Genomic DNA, 14,979 nt, shown 5'->3' on the forward strand with positions numbered 1-14,979 from the left:
ATGAAGATTACTGCCGCCAGCGCCGCGGTCGCCATAGCGAGTGTGACGGTGGCCTTGCGCGGCGAGCGCCTTTCATCTGTCATCCCGGCTCCAGCTCGATGCGTTCGATCGGCACCCTGGTGTGCAGCGTGGGCGACTCACGCTTGCGTAAATCTCCCGACGGGGAGATAACGACACAAGCGAGCCAAGTATAGAAATATTGACGATCCGCTTACAAGCGGAGCGTTGCCGCGGCTTGCTGGACAGGTCGGGACAAACGCGCCCCGTGGTCAGTCTCGAGGCATCACTCAACAATGGCAAGGAGCACTTCCGAGTCGCCGCCGTCACGGCACGCCGCGCGTCTGCCAACGGGCGGCTGCGCGCGGTGACTTCAACGCTACCGCCGGTCCCGCGCGCTATGCCGTTGGTGAGCGCGCATTAATTAGCCGTGGGCGTTCGCCCATTAGTTGAAGCCTGCGGCGCGTCATCTTCGCGCCCAGCGGACGAAGCTCGTGCTTTAGCTCGCGCTCGGCCGCGGGCAACAGCACCGTTTCCTCGTCGGCGGCGTGATGCATAACTTCGCGCACCAGTTGCAGAAATAGCTCGTCGTAGGCGGCATTCTCAGGTCCCATCGTGCGCAGCTTGTCGATGATAGCGCGCATTTCGTCGTGCTCGGGGGGCTCTTGGCGAGCGTCTCGTGGTAAAACGCGGGATAGAAGAGTTCCTCCTCCCACCGCACGCGGCGTACCGTCACCGGAGCAATTCCTTTCGTTGCACGCGCTTGCCCGACGATGCCGTGGTTTCAGCGCCCGGAAGCAACACGCTCGCCGAGAAGTACAACCGCAACATCTGCAGTCAAGGGGGCCGCGGGGTATTACTCCGTGGCACCAACCTCGAGTAGTCTTACTTTCCCCCCGGACCACCACCGGCCCCGAAGGAGAGGACCATGAAGGCCAACAGCAGAATCGCCTGTGCACTCGGCTCAGGCCTATTGGCTCTCATGCTTACCACCGCCCCGCTCGCCGCGTCCGGGCAGACATCGGGCGGCACGCACGACAACAACGGATAAGTGGACCCGCAGTAACGCCGAGCAACTGTTCAAAGCGACGGTGGGTTGAAGTCGGTAGATCTGGAACTGCCCGCTGGTGAACGAAGCGTCGATGGCACGAGCACAGTCATTCCAGGGAAACCTACCTGAGCCAAGGGCGGCAGGCGATCTGGCGGGGCCTCGAGAGTAGAGGCAGTTCGCGTGGAATAGCTCGAAGACCAAGTGCGCTGGTCCCCGACTCTCGTGGCAGCTTCAAACCGGGAACGGCCGTTGCGCGCAACTGTACTTACACCGGCGCTCATCAGAGTCGCCTGCCGCATGCTGTTGCGGCGTGAGAGGCAGTACATTGGCCCCGTCGAATTTATTATGGACTGTCTGCGCATACTTACGCGATCGAAAAGCAGGCTGAAACCCGGCTCAATGCACAGCAGTTCCGGGGGGAACTGTCGGCCAGACGGTCTTGCGTTGGCGCTCCGACAATCGTCCTTTTGGGAAGAAGGATCTGACGAGACGCACTCCGTCGGTGGCATGACGATGACTAGCAAAATCGTCAAGCGCTCCGCAACAAGGTCTGTTTTCGAAGAGACCAACGTAGCCTCGCACACCGCGCTGGTTGCTGCGGCGGCGGCAGCGGTCAATACCGCAACGCGGCCCCGCTGGGAGCAAAACTCGAGGAGTTCGAGACGACACGGTGGCGGCCTGACCATCTTCCCGAGACCGTTACCGCGCGCCTGTCCCGTTCAGCCAAATGGTCGCGACGATGCAAGGCGGTAAAGAACCCTCGCCCCCTCCGGTCGCGGTGTGGCTAACGCTTATGTCGCGCACCTTCGCAGGGCTAGTCGAAGTCGAAGCCGTGATCGCTCGCACGGACGATGTATTAGTTGTCGAAGTGCGCAGCCCAGGCCCTCTGTCGCGACGTTTCACATTGAGCGCGTCGTCTATTGGCGCCGTTTTGAGCCTGGCTTACCGCATTGCAGAAGTCGGAGCCGTTGCGGAAGTAAGGGTGCAGCGATTCCCCGCCGGACCGCTTCACTGACCGGCAAAGGAAACCAGACCATGCAGAACGCCGAATCAAATCCGGGACAGGCCCAGCAGAACGAGATTGCTGCCCGAAGTCCCGCCCACACGCCCGCCGCGGGCTCCGCTTCCCCCGATGCAGCGACGCAGGCGAAGGAATTTGGGAGCAGCACAACGGCCAGCTCGGCCGAACCAACACTCGGCCCGAAGACGTCGAACCGGCTGCCGCCGGTGGCCTTGAGGCGCAGACGTCGGACTCGGAAGATCCGCTCGAACGGGCTCGAAGTCGGATCGTGTCGGTCGATGTAGTCAATACTGGATCGACCGACAATAACACCACGCTGCCGTTTTGATCGCAGGCAGCATCGCTATGTAAGCTTCATCCGGCATGGGGAACTCCGGCTCCTGGATATCGAATTCATCGAAGAACATACGGCCGGCCTCGAGGAATTTGCAGCGGTTGGCGGTCAAACCGCCTTGGACTCACGCGCTAACCGCTCACGCAAGCCGCTGCCGACTACGGCCGTGCAAACGCTGTTATTGCTCACTATGGCATGGGCTCAGGCAGCACCTGATGGGCGTACAGAACGTGTGGATGCTGATGAATCTGCTTTTGATGAAAGGCAATATTGGCAAGCCGGGCGCGGGACCTCTCACCGGTGAGAGGGCACCCGAACGTGCAAAGGCAGCGGACTGTCGGAATCACCGAAAGGCACTGAACTGGCGCCGCTCAACAAACTGGCCGAACAGTACCGCTTCGAGCCGCCGGGAGACGAAGGCACGAACATCGTAGAGCGAGGCCATCGTGGCGGTCAAGCCACGTGCTATCTTTCAACTTGGCGGAAACCTGGTGCGCTCCCTCCCGGACCGATCGGTGATCGAGCCTACCTGGAGCAAGCTGAGGCTGACTGTAATATCTGGCGCTAAAGGGCGCACGGCACCCGATGTATTTGCTCGCTGGCGTCGAATATCCACTCGGATTGAGGGACGATCTGGCGCAGTCCACGATCGACGGGAGAAAGCCTTGGACGAAGCACACATCGCGAACCTGATTGCGCGTAGCCAGTTCGGTTTCACGATCAGCATGCACATCGTACTCGCAGCGCTGTCGATTGGTCTCGCCAATTACCTGATGGTGCTAGAAGGGCTCTGGATCTGGAGGAAGCGGCAGACCTATATCGATCTCTACAACTATTGGCTAAAGATTTTCGCGCTGACCGTCGCCGTCGGCGTAGTGTCGGGCGTGCTCATGGAGTATCAATTTGGCACTAACTGGAGCGCATTTGCCACGAAGACCGGCGCCGTCGTCGGACCAATGATGATGTATGAGGTCGTGGTCGCCTTCTTCCTGGAAAGCGGTTTCATCGGCGTCATGCTGTACGGCATGAGTAAAGTGGGCAAGCGCCTACATTTTGCGGCCACCGCCTGCGTCGCGCTTGGGTCGCTTTTCAGTGCGTTCTGGATTCTTTCGGCTAACTCATGGATGCAGACTCCGGCCGGTTACAGCATTGGCAAGGACGGACGCTTCGTGCCCATCAACTGGTGGGCCATTGTCTTCAATCCGTCTTTTCCGTACCGCTTTGCACATATGACGCTCGCTGCGTTTCTAGCAACGGCATTTCTAGTTGGGGGTGTCGGCGCGTGGCATCTTCTACGGAATCACAGGAATCCACATGCGCGCCTAATGCTGTCGATGGCGCTATGGATGGCCACGTTCGTGGCACCGTTGCAGTTGCTCGTCGGCGACCAGCACGGCGAGAATACGCTCGCCTATCAGCAGCAGAAGGTTGCGGCGATCGAGGGCGCATGGGATCCAAGACGGCCCGGCTCGGGGCAACCGTTGGTGCTGTTCGCTGTGCCAGACATGAAAGAGCGGACGAATCATCTGGAACTCGCGATTCCGCGCGCGGCGTCGCTTTATCTGCGTCACAACCTAACGGGGACCATAAGCTCGCTCAAGGAGTTTCCGCCCGCAGACATCCCCCCGGCGCCGATCATATTCTTCGCGTTCCGCGTCATGGTGGGGCTCGGTCTGCTAATGATCGCAGTTGGAATCGCGAGTGTCGTACTTCGCAGGCGCCGCTCGCTCTACGACGCCCGCTGGCTCTTGCACACGATGGTCGCGCTGAGCCCCGCTGGCTTCGTCGCTATGCTAGCTGGATGGGTGGTGACGGAGGTCGGCCGTCAGCCTTATACGGTATACGGCCTGCTGCGCACTATCAACGGTTCCTCGCCGATTCCGCTGCGCGCCGTCGCATGGTCGGCCGCGTCGATCGTCGCCGTCTATGCGGTGGTATTCGGCATCGGCTTTGTCTATCTCCTACGGATAGTCGCGAAGCCGCCGCACGCAAAAGAGTCCGGCCCCCATCCGACGCTTGCGTCCGAAATGTCGGGCGGGCGTCGCTCGTCGGATAGCGGGAGACCCTGAGATGCTTCAATCTATCGGGCTGCTGCCGCTCTTCGCGGCCGCCACGCTGGCTTTCGCGGTGCTTATGTATGTCGTGATGGACGGGACGGATCTGGGCGTCGGCATCCTATTTTTCGCGACACCCGATGCGACCCAGCGCGCCATGATGGTAGATTCGATCCTTCCTGTCTGGGACGCCAATGAGACATGGCTCGTGCTCGGCGGCGGCGGACTAATCGCGATGTTTCCTCTCGCATACAGCGTGTTTCTGTCGGCGCTGTATCCCGTGTTCTTCGCATTGCTGATGGCGCTGATCTTTCGCGGCATGGCCATCGAGTTCCGCGAAAACGCGGCTGAACGCCGCAAGCGTTGGTGGGACGCGGCAATGCTTAGTGGTTCCTTGGTCTCCGCGTTCTGTCAGGGTGTGTTGCTCGGTTCGCTGATTCAGGGCATTCACTTTGCACGTGACGAGTATGCGGGAGGCCTGTGGGACTGGCTTACGCCGTTCACCGTGTTCTGCGGCATAGGGCTCGTAATCGGGTATGGATGGCTTGGCGCATGCTGGCTGATATGGCGCACCGAGGGCGAACTGAGCCGGCGCGCGCGCCGCCTTGCGCTGCTGCTCGCGACTGCCACCGCCCTTGCGACACTTGGCGTCGCCGCGTGGACACCGCTGCTGAACCTCAGCTATCTGGTCCGATGGTTTGGAACGGGTAATCGCTGGCATGCCGTCGTTGTCGCGCTTGCCTATCTTGTGATCGCGATTGGCTTCCTCCACGCGTGGGGCAAACATCGCCAGTTCGCTCCGCTTCTCATGGCGCTCGCGTGGTTCGTGCTGTCGTTTTTTTGCGTGCTTGCTACCTTGTTTCCGCTGATGCTACCGCCGGCGCTCTCGGTGCGCGACGCTGCCGCGCCGGACTCGACGCTCTCATTCGTACTCTCTGGTTCCGCGGTGCTCATACCTGCCATTGTTTGCTACAGCAGTTTCTCGTTCTGGGTGTTCCGCGGCAAAGTAAAGCCGCAGGCACAACTGACGGAACAGTGAACCCGGTGTGTGCACGAAAGGCATTGGGCACCGCCATCTGCCCTTGCGATCCACGACGATGTCCCCTGCAGAGTGACTCATGCAGGTATGTTTATCCGCCCGGGCTTCTCAGACGGTGCGGTCAGTGCATTAGCAACGGCGTGGTCCGCCACCTGGCTAACGACACGTCGAAGGAAATGTGCGCCTCGTATCGCGACTTTCCCGAGCTTGCTAGCGAACCGCTACGTCTCGACGTCGGCCTCATCGCTGTGCTTGTTGCAGTGACCGCCCGCGCTGCCAGGAAGACGGCGGCCAATACCTGATCCTTTTCGCGGTCGTTGTCGTTTCAGCCTGCTGTTGTGTCTGGCGGGCGTAGGCAAAGCGGCGCGACCGACTGGGCGCGCCGCTCCTGACGGCTGATGACGACGCTCCTGTTTTCGGCAGGCTTAAGTGTCAGGACGCCCCTGTCGAATTTCGCGTCCACGTGGTCGAACACCATTCGGCAACGATTAATCGTGCGCATGAATGCCCCATAGGCACGTTCCGCCCGGTAACACCTGCCTTCCTCCCTGCGCACATTCTGCTTCTTCTCGCCTCTCAGCACCAGCGCACGGGCCTCGATTGACGTGTGCAGATCCTCGCGGTTCGTTCCGGGCAGTTGGGCCGTGATGCGCAACGCTTCGCCATCGTCGACGACGTAAATCCGGGGCCGGAATCGCGACGAACTGAAGTCGCCGAACCAGAGCTCCCGCCCCCTCACACCAGCCGGCGGATCGTGGAAGAATTTATCAATCGCGCGCCACTGGGTCGCCCAAAAATAGCCGCGAAACTTCAGTCCATCCGGGGGCCAATGCCTTGGCGCCGGCGCGTTTGCCGCCTCATCCGTCGCCGGCCTGTCGCTTGATCTTGCGCAGGCACTTGAACGGGTTCCAGTTTTTCAGATCGGGGTTCACCGTATCCTCCTTACGAATGCGGATCGTGTGCTCTTTCCACGGCTCCCCGATCACTTCCTGCATCAGGCCTCCCGTGCGGTGGCGCCCGATCGATGCCACCACGTTCTGCTCTGTCACTGTACGATTCGCGCGGTCTAGCCTTCCCTGACTTCGATCCGGCGCGGCGTGCGACAAAAGCCGCGACGACACCCGCACCTATGCAGAGGAGCGCTTCACCGGCAGTCCGCTTCAATCCGGACTGAGGGTGCGGTGGACGGGCAACTCAAAACGCGCCAGATCGATCACCAAGTATGAGACGTGGCAGGCGCTCCGCGCAGATCAGCCCGCGGCGTAGAACGCATTAAAGGTGTCACTTTGCGAGTACAAAGTTGTGGCCTCCGAAGCGCGCCGATTGCGCGGCAGGTTATGCGGGTCTCGGGTTTGCCGGACGCGAATTAAAATTGTCAACTCGCCCGAGTCGTGGTCAACGACATGGTGTAGCCAAGCAATCGGCGTAGCCGGGGACTTCCGCGTTCGGCCAGCAACCGTCATTCGCTATCCCTTTGACGGGACACTGGAGCGGCGGCTACGCTCAAACCGCGGACCTTCACCGGATGACTGGGCTTTGCTGGCCGAGGCCCGCGCCCAGCGCGCCGAGCGCGAACTCGAGATTGAGCAGTTTAGGGAAGAACTGCTGGCCAGGACCGAACGCTGTGAATTACTGGAAGGCAAGCGCGCCAGGGCGGTAGGGTTCGCGTCCCGGCATGCCACCGTCCGGCGCCGCGCCCTGTACCGTCGGCCCAAATTCCTCAAAATGGGCCTGCGCGCTTCGTTTAATGAATCGGTTAAAAGGATAGACATCGCGCCGGCTCGGTAGCGACATGATCGCCCTGAGCATTGGGACGTTGAGCGAGCGTCGACAGGTGCGGAGTAGCGGATCCTCCTTTTCGCCCACCCAACGGGCAATCCTGTCTGAGGTATGCATCCGCGCCACCTTGTCTCAAATGGGTGTACATTGACTTCCAAATGATACTTTTCTATAATGGGAGCAAGATAACTCCCGTATGGAATCGTCATGCACCCCGCCCACGCGCCAGCAGCGCGCGCCAAAAACACCCCCGCAGCCTCCGGCACTTTCGGCCTGGGCGGTGACGAAGGGGATCTCGAACTGTTCATGGGCATGGATCAGGCGCAGCAGACCCGCGTCATCCGCGAAGGATTCGAGCCGATCGTTGTCACCCGTATCGCCAGAGAGCTTCTGGACGTTCAGGCTAAGACCCTGCTCGAAAGCCTTCGCCTACCCAACAGCACCATCGCCCGCAAGAAGTCCTCGCAGGAACGGCTGAACGCATCCGAGGGCGATCGCGTGGCGCGCGTCCTGATGACGTTCGCTCACGCGCGGGATGTTTTCGAAGACGCCGGCAGCGCGGCCGAGTGGATGAAGTTGCCGCACGCCGAGCTCGACGGCGAACCGCCTCTCGCCATGCTCGATACCCAGTCAGGCTTCGACCGCGTGCGCGATCTGCTCATGCGCATCGAGTTTGGAGTGGGCGTTTGAGGGTTTACCGGATCGCGAAAGAGAAGCCCGTCCGGTATCGGGCTGACGATCTGAGCGGCAATGGCGCGGCTCTATCGAGCGGGCGTTGGAATGCGCGCGGCACGCCTGTTCTCTATACCAGCGCGAATGCCTCGACCGCCGTTCTCGAAACCAGGGTTCACGCAACAGGTATCCTGCCGCGCATGAACCTGTTCCTCGTGGCAATCGACGTGCCCGACTCGCTGATCGGTGCAGCTTACGAGCCGGTCCTTCCACCTGACTGGAATCGGCCCGGGATCATCCCGCAGACAACCATTGAGATCGGGCAAGCGTGGATTACCCAGGCAAATGCACTCGCGATGAAAGTCCCGTCTGTCGTCTGCCCGGCCGACTTCAATTACATCCTCAATCCCCGGCACCCCGACATGCGAGACGTGGCGGCAGTCGCCGCCGAGGCGTTCGAGCTCGATCCACGGCTCTTTAGATGATCGTTGCTCCTGCTCGGCGCATCTATAGCGGCGCGATTACGGCTTCTTGTCTTCCGCTTCCAGAATCCGATAAAGACGTTGCCGGCTGATCCCCAGCTTCCCAGCCGCAGCCTTCTTGTCGCCTGTTTCTTCCAGCGCCCGGCGCACGTCGCCGATTCCAACGACGGGAGCCTTCAGCTTGTCCATCGCCGCGTGCGTGGACATGTACATGCCGGTTTTTTCCGGCCGGGAGTGGCCAACCGCTTCGATGGCCGTCTTCATCGCCTCGCAATGCACTTCGATATCCGCGCGATCGGCGCTGCCCTTGATCGGCGCATCAACTCCCGTTAGCGTCTTGTAATACTCTTGCAGCCACTCATGCCGTAGACCGTGGCTCGTAATGCCGAGCTCGTCCTTGGTGATCCCGTGCTTACGCATCACCCAGTTGTAGTGATTGCGCCAGCTACGGATAGTGAAGTTCTCGGGTGTCGTCGGATCGGACATAACTCCCGCTGCCAGTAGTGGCCGGTCATGGGCCGGATTGAGAAGTTCACTCCGGATTGGAAATGACCAAGCGTCGCCTCGAGCTGAACTTCCGTAGACGACCCCTTAACGGACGCTCGGTTCATCTGACTTTCGGTGGCCGCTTCGCAACGTGCACCCGTCATTTACCGCTTCAAGCCTGCGCCATCTATGACCGACGAAAGGGCGCTTCTTTCGCTCTGCTTATGCGCCGGCAAATCCTGCCCAACGCCGCTCTCATTGAATTTTTGAAGCGAATCGCCTGTAATGAATTACGGTTGTCAGTTCGCGGTCGATGAGACCGGAACAAGGCGACGAATCCGACGCATCAGGAGAGACCAGTGCCCCCATCCTGTACGATGCCGAACTCGACGGCTAGGTCGTCGAGAGCTATCGCCGGCGCACTGACAGCAACATACAGACCAGTCGGCGCCGACAATTATTCAGTGAGGACGAAGGAGCGAACAACATGACCGAATAGCGAACGACAATTACCCGGTCGACCGGCCGACATAGTTGTCGGCAATTCGGCCATGGCGCTTAACGCTATTCAGTAAAAATCGCTAAGACACTCCACCTCAGGCGGGCTCGCCTGTGAAATCATATCGGGAGGCGTTCATGAACAGCAACAGTGATTTCGTCCTGGCGCATATTTCCCACTTGCATTTTTCACAGGGTCCCGATCAGAGCGATCCAAATCACACACACTCGATTCCGCAGTTGATAGGACTTCAAGATGGATTGGCTACTCTTCGCGACATAGGTTGCCTGATAGTGTCGGGTGATGTGAGTAATCACGGTGATCGACAGAGTCTTGTTACAGCCAACGGCTGGCTTTTCCGCACGATTCCAATCGGAAACGGACAATATGCAGGTCTTAACATGCCTAGCGAGCGCGTCAGAATCGTGCCAGGGAATCATGATGCATGGAACGCCAAGGAATCTGAGCACCTGATCGACCGCAGACAAAAATCACTTGAAAACTATAACTTTGCTTTTCCGCAACAGCAAATCCCGTGCAAGGGATGGGCAACTTCCGGAGAGTTCAACTGCCATTGACGTGAAGATCACCGATCGTCGTCGTTGATCACACCGCGACCGCGGCCTTATTTGACCGCAGTCTCTCTCGAAAGGGTTCGTTGAGCATTGCATCTCAAAAGACCCTTGGCCGCCCCTTTCCGTTGGGCGGCCAAGGGGCCTTTCAGATGATTATCAGATCACGGCGGCGCCTAAGCGGTAAGATTCCGAACAATGTTTTCTCCGAGCCGTCTGTCGTTCTGCGCTCCTCACCTCGCGCGACACCTTCTCGGATCCACAAAGGCGGAGACGCTCTCATCAGCCCATTCGCGCGGAGCACCAACCATGTTTCAACGCATTCCCATTGGGTTGGTCATGTTGGCCGTCAGCATGACGATGACAGCAAAGGCTGGCGAGGCTCAGCCCGTTGTACAGGCCGAAATTGCTTCCTTGCTGAGCCGCCTCGAAACGTCTGACTGCAGGTTCAATCGCAACGGCACCTGGCATTCGGGGATGGAAGCGAAGGCGCACTTGCTCACCAAGCTTCACTACCTTGAAAATCGCACCACCCTTACCAGCACCGAACAGTTCATTGAACTTGCCGCGAGCAAAAGCAGCGTCAGCGGCAAGCCGTACCTGGTAAAATGCGGCGACACGTCCGCCCAGCCGAGCGCGCTGTGGCTGACAACTCAATTGCAAGCGCTGCGCGCGGCTCGTGCAAGCAGTCCGAATACTGCTTCCAGGCCGGCAGCACCCGGGCAACCGTGAAACGAAACTGCCGCCGTGGCGCGCCCACGAAGCAAGCGGCCGCATCTAGCGCTCCCTGACTGACGGCGTTTGGCGCTTCGCGACCCCGCTTCGGACGCCCGACCGCCTGTCACCTTAATGGCGGCTCTCAGGGGCGGTCGTTCAACTTTTCGGGTGGGCGGCAAGCCTCTCCCACACTCAGTCAACTACCACAGCACTGTCAGTCAGGCGGCCTAGTAGTCGTCGGACACGCGGACATTCAGGCATGCGGTCGCGTCGGCTGGTTTTGCGCGCAGCGACACGAAAAGCGATGCGACGCTCGTCATAACAAAGAGAAAGTCGCTATACATCGAGTTACCGGTTCGACACGCAAGCGGAAGCCGAGGAGCTGGCTAAGTGTTTCCTCAGTTTCGCCGACTATGGTGTAGGTAGTTCGGTGCATGCGGACCAGTGTTCCTTCAGGAAAGGTCTCGCTGCACGGATGTGAACGAGGGAGGGATCGTGATACCACGCCTGACCTTTCAGCGCTTACTGTGGAGCTCGGCCATTGTGCTGGCGTTCGCCGCCTCGCCCTGCACGCTGCAAGCCGCCAAAAGCGCCCTAGCCACAACCCGGCAGGCTGCCACGCCCGAAATGAATCCGCCGGGGGACATTCCTGACACGCAAGTCTTCGTAACCTACCGGCCCCCGGCAGGCTTTTCCCTCGAAGTGCCTGAAGGTTGGGCGCGTACGGATCGCCGCGACGGGACGCGCTTTGCCGATAAGTACAACGTCGTCGAGATCAGCGTTGCACCTGCTGCGAGCGCGCCGACGGTATCGTCCGTTACTGCGCGCGAAGCCACCGAACTCGCCCGAACCGGTCATGCAATCAGGATCGGCGACATCAAAAGCGTAGGGCTGCGCAGCGGGGCAGCCGTGCTGGTTACCTACACGTCGAATTCCGAACCGAACCCCGTCACGAACAAACAACTTCGTCTTGAGCATCACCGGTATTTAATCTATCTCGGCGGCATACTCGCTACGCTCGACCTCTCCGCACCGCTTGGAGCCGACAATGCCGATCAATGGAACCTCATGGCTAACTCGTTCCAATGGCGCTGATCAGCCTCGGCTTGAAGCGTTCGAACTCTACCGGTTTTATCACAGCGCAGACGACGAGACCGCTGCGCTAAGTGGCGTCTCACTGCAACTGTGCGCAGGCGAATTCGTGGCGTTGCTGGGTCCCTCCGGCAGCGGCAAGTCGACGCTGCTCTCGTGTCTTGCGGGGCTTGAGGAACCGGACGGCGGCCATGTCGACCTGATGGGTCAACGCCTGTCGCGCCGGCCAGAAGCCGTGCGTGCAGCCTTACGGGCCCGCCACATCGGCATGCTGATGCAGTCGGCCAACCTGTTCGCGCATCTGACCGTCGAGGGCAACATGACGCTGCAGATGTTGCTCGCTGGCACGAAAGATCGCGTCAAACTCGATGCTCTGCTCGATGTGACAGGCCTGGCCGCGCGACGCCGTGCCTATGCGTCGCAGTTGTCCGGCGGCGAAGCGGCGCGTGCCGGGCTCGCGGTGGCGCTCTCAGCCGGGCATGAGGTGCTCCTTGCGGACGAACCCACCGCCGAAGTCGATGCGGCAACCGAAACCGTGATCGTGAGTCATCTGGTCGAGCCCTGTCACGGGAACGGCGACATGGCGCTGATCGCGACCCACAGCGATGCTCTGGCTGCGCGCGCCGACCGCGTGCTCGTCGATGCGTGACGTGCTCATCGAAGCCCAATCACTCAACCGCACCTACCGGCACGGCGAGACGCAAGTCGTGGCGCTCGCCGCGGCCCGCTTCGTCCTTAGTCGAGGTGATCGCATCGCGCTGGGGGGCCGCTCGGGGAGTGGCAAGACCACCTTGCTGCATTTGATGGCAGGGCTCGATATGCCGACGAGCGGCACGATCGATTGGCCCGCGCTCGGTCCGCGCGAGACGCTGCTGCCCGGAAAGATCTCGATGGTGTTCCAGACGCCGAGCCTGCTTGAGCCGCTGACGGTGAGCGAAAATGTTGCGTTGCCGGTCCTGATGGCCGATACCGCCGATCCCGGCGTTCGCGCAAGCGATGTCGAGGGCGCGGTGTCCGCCGCCCTTGCCAGGTTCGGTCTCGAGGCGCTTGCGCAGAAATTGCCGGAGGGACTCTCGGGCGGCCAGATGCAGCGCGTGGCCATGGCCCGCGCTGCGGCCGGACGACCGCTCGTCATTCTCGCTGACGAACCCACGGGCCAGCTCGATCGGGCCACCGGTCAGGCCTTGCTCGATGCACTCCTCGCACATGTCGCCAACACGCCGACGGCGCTCGTCATCGCCACTCATGATCCGGCTGTTTCAGCAGGGATGAACACGCTCTGGCGCATGGAGCGCGGCGTGCTCACCGAAGCTGGGCCGACAGCGAGACAGCCATGATCGGCCTCTGGCTTATCGGACTTCTCAGGCAACGCGGGGGCCGGCTCGCGGGCATGTCGGGTGGCGTCGCGGTAACAGTCGCGCTGGTCGCATCGCTCGGCGCTTTCATCGCGCAAAGCACCGCTTCGATGACACAGCGCGCGAGCGCCAGCCTGCCCGTAGATTGGCAGGTGCAACCAGGACCGGCGACGACGGGCGGGCTTTCGATTCCGCAGGCGACCGCAGCTGTCGCAAAGGCCGCACGCGTGACGAAACAGCAAGCGGTCGGTTATGCCGATGTCGATGGCTTCGAAGCTACCACGGGAGAAAGCGTACAGACAACCGGCCAGGGCAAGGTGCTCGGTCTCGAAAGCACGTACTTTCGAGACTTTCCGCCTCAGGTTCGGCTGGGCAGTCTGGATGGCGTTCTGATTGCGCAGCAGACGGCCGCGAACCTGCATGTGACCATCGGCGATACGGTGAGCATCCGTCGTCCAGGCGTGGCCGCGGCCGATGTGCGGATCGCCGGCATCGTCGATCTGCCGAATGCTGATGCGATGTTTCAGGCGATCGGCGTAGCACCAGGCGCGGCGCCGCAAGCACCTCCGGACAATGTACTGCTGCTTCCGATGGACGCCTGGCAGCGCCTGTTCGGCGCAGAGGCGGCAGCCGGAGCGCCAGGACTGCGCACGCAGCTCCACGTCGCACTCGCGCACGACCTTCTTCCGGGGGATCCTGAAGCCGCCGCTGCGCAGGTGCAGGGCGCCGCAAGAAATCTCGAGGCGCGCATGGCGGGCAATGCGCTCGTTGCCGACAACCTTGCCGCGCGGCTCGACGGCGTGCGCAGCGACGCACTTTTCGCAAAGGTCCTGTTTCTGTTCCTGGGCGCACCCGGCGCGCTTCTCGGCGCGTTCCTGACGATCGGAGTCGTTGCGGCAGGTTCCGGACGGCGACGCCGGGATCAGGCACTCCTGCGAATCCGTGGCGCATCGCGCGCCCAGATCATGAAGCTGGCGGGGGTCGAAGGGATGTGCGTTGGCGTCGGCGGTACGCTTGTTGGGCTGATCCTTGCCGCGTTGTTGTCGCGTCTGTTTCTCGGCACGGGCTATTTTGAGGCTTCGTCCGTAGGCGAAACGGTGCTGCATCTGCTGGGCGGCGCTGACTCCGGGCAACGCAGCAAGTTCGGGGACTACCAACTGCACCCCGGCGACGAAAATCAACCAATATCATGTGGTGCCGTTTCGTTTTGTTGGCGTCGTGCGCGAATTCCCGACCGCGCCGCGCGACTCATTCCTCGTCGCGAATGCCGGCTACATCGCGCGGCAAACCGGCACGAGCGTGGCGGAAATCGTGTTGCTTAAGACAACGGCGCCGCCAGAGCGGGTGGCCGTGGCCGCGCGCGCCACGGTTGCGCCGTTTGGGGCAGTCAAGGTCACCGACATCGGGCAGGCGCAGCGCGTGATCAGTTCGAGCCTCACGGCCATCGATTTGCGCGGGCTCACCCAACTCGAACTCGGGGCCGCGGCGTTGATGGTCGTCGGTGCAACCGGATTCATTATTGCGCTGGGTTTCGCCGATCGGCGGCGCACATTTGCGATTCTGACCGCGCTCGGTGCCAGGCACCGTCAGCTTGGCGCGTTCCTGTGGAGCGAGGCGCCCGTGCTCCTGTTGGGCGGTGCGGCCATCGGAACACTTACGGGCTTTGCACTGGCGTGGATGCTGGTCAAGCTGCTGACCGGTGTTTTCGACCCTCCGCCGAGCGCCTCACTGTGCCTTGGCTCTTTCTAGCTTTCCTCGCCGGCGTGGCGGCGCTGTCGGTCGTGATTGCGGTGATCGCGGCTTTTCGCGAGACGGGCGAGTCTGCTGTC

Annotated in this window: 16 protein-coding genes and 2 pseudogenes; 14 read left to right on the forward strand and 4 right to left on the reverse strand. The window is 61.2% G+C overall.

The features are described from left to right. Positions 1 to 419 precede the first annotated feature (419 nt). A pseudogene (locus HV670_RS24300) lies at positions 420 to 709 on the reverse strand (hemerythrin domain-containing protein); the annotation flags it as partial. Between the two features lie 216 nt (positions 710 to 925). Between HV670_RS24300 and HV670_RS31930 the strand changes: the two are divergent. The 4 genes and pseudogenes from HV670_RS31930 (at position 926) to cydB (ending at position 5,496) form a co-directional block, all read left to right on the forward strand. Beyond that, the gene (locus tag HV670_RS31930) at positions 926 to 1,048 is read left to right on the forward strand and encodes a hypothetical protein (RefSeq protein WP_281362457.1); all 123 of its coding nucleotides are present in this window, start codon (positions 926 to 928) and stop codon (positions 1,046 to 1,048) included. A gap of 1,386 nt (positions 1,049 to 2,434) precedes the next feature. Beyond that, positions 2,435 to 2,957: pseudogene (locus tag HV670_RS32325) on the forward strand (FdhF/YdeP family oxidoreductase); the annotation flags it as partial. 111 nt (positions 2,958 to 3,068) lie between these two features. Beyond that, positions 3,069 to 4,472 carry a cytochrome ubiquinol oxidase subunit I gene (locus HV670_RS24305; protein ID WP_175107564.1) on the forward strand — a complete coding sequence of 468 codons (1,404 nt, stop codon included), beginning with the start codon at positions 3,069 to 3,071 and terminating at the stop codon, positions 4,470 to 4,472. 1 nt (position 4,473) lies between these two features. After that, on the forward strand, positions 4,474 to 5,496 hold the full coding sequence (gene cydB, locus HV670_RS24310; RefSeq protein WP_175107565.1) for a cytochrome d ubiquinol oxidase subunit II: 1,023 nt from the start codon (positions 4,474 to 4,476) through the stop codon (positions 5,494 to 5,496). 325 nt (positions 5,497 to 5,821) lie between these two features. Here cydB and HV670_RS32065 read toward each other — a convergent pair whose 3' ends face one another. Continuing rightward, on the reverse strand, positions 5,822 to 6,151 hold the full coding sequence (locus HV670_RS32065) for an Hsp20/alpha crystallin family protein (RefSeq protein WP_343054495.1): 330 nt from the start codon (positions 6,149 to 6,151) through the stop codon (positions 5,822 to 5,824). A 202-nt stretch (positions 6,152 to 6,353) separates the two neighbouring features. Next, positions 6,354 to 6,491 (reverse strand): hypothetical protein, encoded by a 138-nt coding sequence (locus HV670_RS32070; protein WP_343054496.1) that lies wholly within the window; start codon positions 6,489 to 6,491, stop codon positions 6,354 to 6,356. 541 nt (positions 6,492 to 7,032) lie between these two features. Between HV670_RS32070 and HV670_RS24320 the strand changes: the two genes are divergently transcribed. From HV670_RS24320 to HV670_RS24330, 3 genes are all read left to right on the forward strand, one after another. After that, positions 7,033 to 7,284: a hypothetical protein gene (locus tag HV670_RS24320; RefSeq protein WP_175107566.1), complete on the forward strand. Its 252-nt coding sequence runs from the start codon at positions 7,033 to 7,035 to the stop codon at positions 7,282 to 7,284. A 198-nt stretch (positions 7,285 to 7,482) separates the two neighbouring features. Continuing rightward, positions 7,483 to 7,965 carry a type II RES/Xre toxin-antitoxin system antitoxin gene (gene parS, locus HV670_RS24325; protein ID WP_175107567.1) on the forward strand — a complete coding sequence of 161 codons (483 nt, stop codon included), beginning with the start codon at positions 7,483 to 7,485 and terminating at the stop codon, positions 7,963 to 7,965. Then, the gene (locus tag HV670_RS24330; protein WP_175107568.1) at positions 7,962 to 8,432 is read left to right on the forward strand and encodes an RES family NAD+ phosphorylase; all 471 of its coding nucleotides are present in this window, start codon (positions 7,962 to 7,964) and stop codon (positions 8,430 to 8,432) included. The genes parS and HV670_RS24330 overlap by 4 nt, the downstream gene beginning before the upstream one ends. 36 nt (positions 8,433 to 8,468) lie before the next feature. On the opposite strand, the gene HV670_RS24335 is transcribed toward HV670_RS24330, so the two are convergent. Next, positions 8,469 to 8,915 (reverse strand): hypothetical protein, encoded by a 447-nt coding sequence (locus tag HV670_RS24335; protein WP_175107569.1) that lies wholly within the window; start codon positions 8,913 to 8,915, stop codon positions 8,469 to 8,471. A 636-nt stretch (positions 8,916 to 9,551) separates the two neighbouring features. Between HV670_RS24335 and HV670_RS24340 the strand changes: the two genes are divergently transcribed. From HV670_RS24340 to HV670_RS30630, 7 genes are all read left to right on the forward strand, one after another. Then, positions 9,552 to 9,992, forward strand: coding sequence for a metallophosphoesterase family protein (locus tag HV670_RS24340; protein WP_175107570.1), 441 nt, complete (start codon positions 9,552 to 9,554; stop codon positions 9,990 to 9,992). A gap of 303 nt (positions 9,993 to 10,295) precedes the next feature. After that, entirely contained in the window at positions 10,296 to 10,718 is a 423-nt protein-coding gene (locus HV670_RS24345) for a YfeK family protein (protein ID WP_175107571.1), read from the forward strand. A 528-nt stretch (positions 10,719 to 11,246) separates the two neighbouring features. Further along, positions 11,247 to 11,798: a hypothetical protein gene (locus tag HV670_RS24350; RefSeq protein WP_175107572.1), complete on the forward strand. Its 552-nt coding sequence runs from the start codon at positions 11,247 to 11,249 to the stop codon at positions 11,796 to 11,798. Further along, positions 11,752 to 12,444 carry an ABC transporter ATP-binding protein gene (locus HV670_RS24355; protein WP_175107573.1) on the forward strand — a complete coding sequence of 231 codons (693 nt, stop codon included), beginning with the start codon at positions 11,752 to 11,754 and terminating at the stop codon, positions 12,442 to 12,444. Before HV670_RS24350 ends, HV670_RS24355 begins: the two co-directional genes overlap by 47 nt. Then, positions 12,437 to 13,132, forward strand: coding sequence for an ABC transporter ATP-binding protein (locus HV670_RS24360; RefSeq protein ID WP_175107574.1), 696 nt, complete (start codon positions 12,437 to 12,439; stop codon positions 13,130 to 13,132). The genes HV670_RS24355 and HV670_RS24360 overlap by 8 nt, the downstream gene beginning before the upstream one ends. Beyond that, the gene (locus HV670_RS24365; RefSeq protein WP_217478509.1) at positions 13,129 to 14,472 is read left to right on the forward strand and encodes an ABC transporter permease; all 1,344 of its coding nucleotides are present in this window, start codon (positions 13,129 to 13,131) and stop codon (positions 14,470 to 14,472) included. Before HV670_RS24360 ends, HV670_RS24365 begins: the two co-directional genes overlap by 4 nt. Continuing rightward, positions 14,462 to 14,899 carry an FtsX-like permease family protein gene (locus tag HV670_RS30630; RefSeq protein ID WP_217478510.1) on the forward strand — a complete coding sequence of 146 codons (438 nt, stop codon included), beginning with the start codon at positions 14,462 to 14,464 and terminating at the stop codon, positions 14,897 to 14,899. The genes HV670_RS24365 and HV670_RS30630 overlap by 11 nt, the downstream gene beginning before the upstream one ends. Positions 14,900 to 14,979 lie beyond the last annotated feature (80 nt).

The sequence above is a fragment of the Pararobbsia alpina genome (genome assembly GCF_902859895.1).
GTDB classification, from domain to species: Bacteria; Pseudomonadota; Gammaproteobacteria; order Burkholderiales; family Burkholderiaceae; genus Pararobbsia; species Pararobbsia alpina.

What these genes read in the sequence shown, in the direction of transcription:
- HV670_RS31930 (WP_281362457.1), top strand. Translation starts at nt 926, where the DNA reads ATGAAGGCCAACAGCAGAATCGCCTGTGCACTCGGCTCAGGCCTATTG.
- cydB (WP_175107565.1), top strand. Translation starts at nt 4,474, where the DNA reads ATGCTTCAATCTATCGGGCTGCTGCCGCTCTTCGCGGCCGCCACGCTG.
- HV670_RS32070 (WP_343054496.1), bottom strand. Translation starts at nt 6,491, where the DNA reads ATGCAGGAAGTGATCGGGGAGCCGTGGAAAGAGCACACGATCCGCATT.
- parS (WP_175107567.1), top strand. Translation starts at nt 7,483, where the DNA reads ATGCACCCCGCCCACGCGCCAGCAGCGCGCGCCAAAAACACCCCCGCA.
- HV670_RS24335 (WP_175107569.1), bottom strand. Translation starts at nt 8,915, where the DNA reads ATGTCCGATCCGACGACACCCGAGAACTTCACTATCCGTAGCTGGCGC.
- HV670_RS24340 (WP_175107570.1), top strand. Translation starts at nt 9,552, where the DNA reads ATGAACAGCAACAGTGATTTCGTCCTGGCGCATATTTCCCACTTGCAT.
- HV670_RS24345 (WP_175107571.1), top strand. Translation starts at nt 10,296, where the DNA reads ATGTTTCAACGCATTCCCATTGGGTTGGTCATGTTGGCCGTCAGCATG.
- HV670_RS24355 (WP_175107573.1), top strand. Translation starts at nt 11,752, where the DNA reads ATGCCGATCAATGGAACCTCATGGCTAACTCGTTCCAATGGCGCTGAT.
- HV670_RS24360 (WP_175107574.1), top strand. Translation starts at nt 12,437, where the DNA reads ATGCGTGACGTGCTCATCGAAGCCCAATCACTCAACCGCACCTACCGG.
- HV670_RS24365 (WP_217478509.1), top strand. Translation starts at nt 13,129, where the DNA reads ATGATCGGCCTCTGGCTTATCGGACTTCTCAGGCAACGCGGGGGCCGG.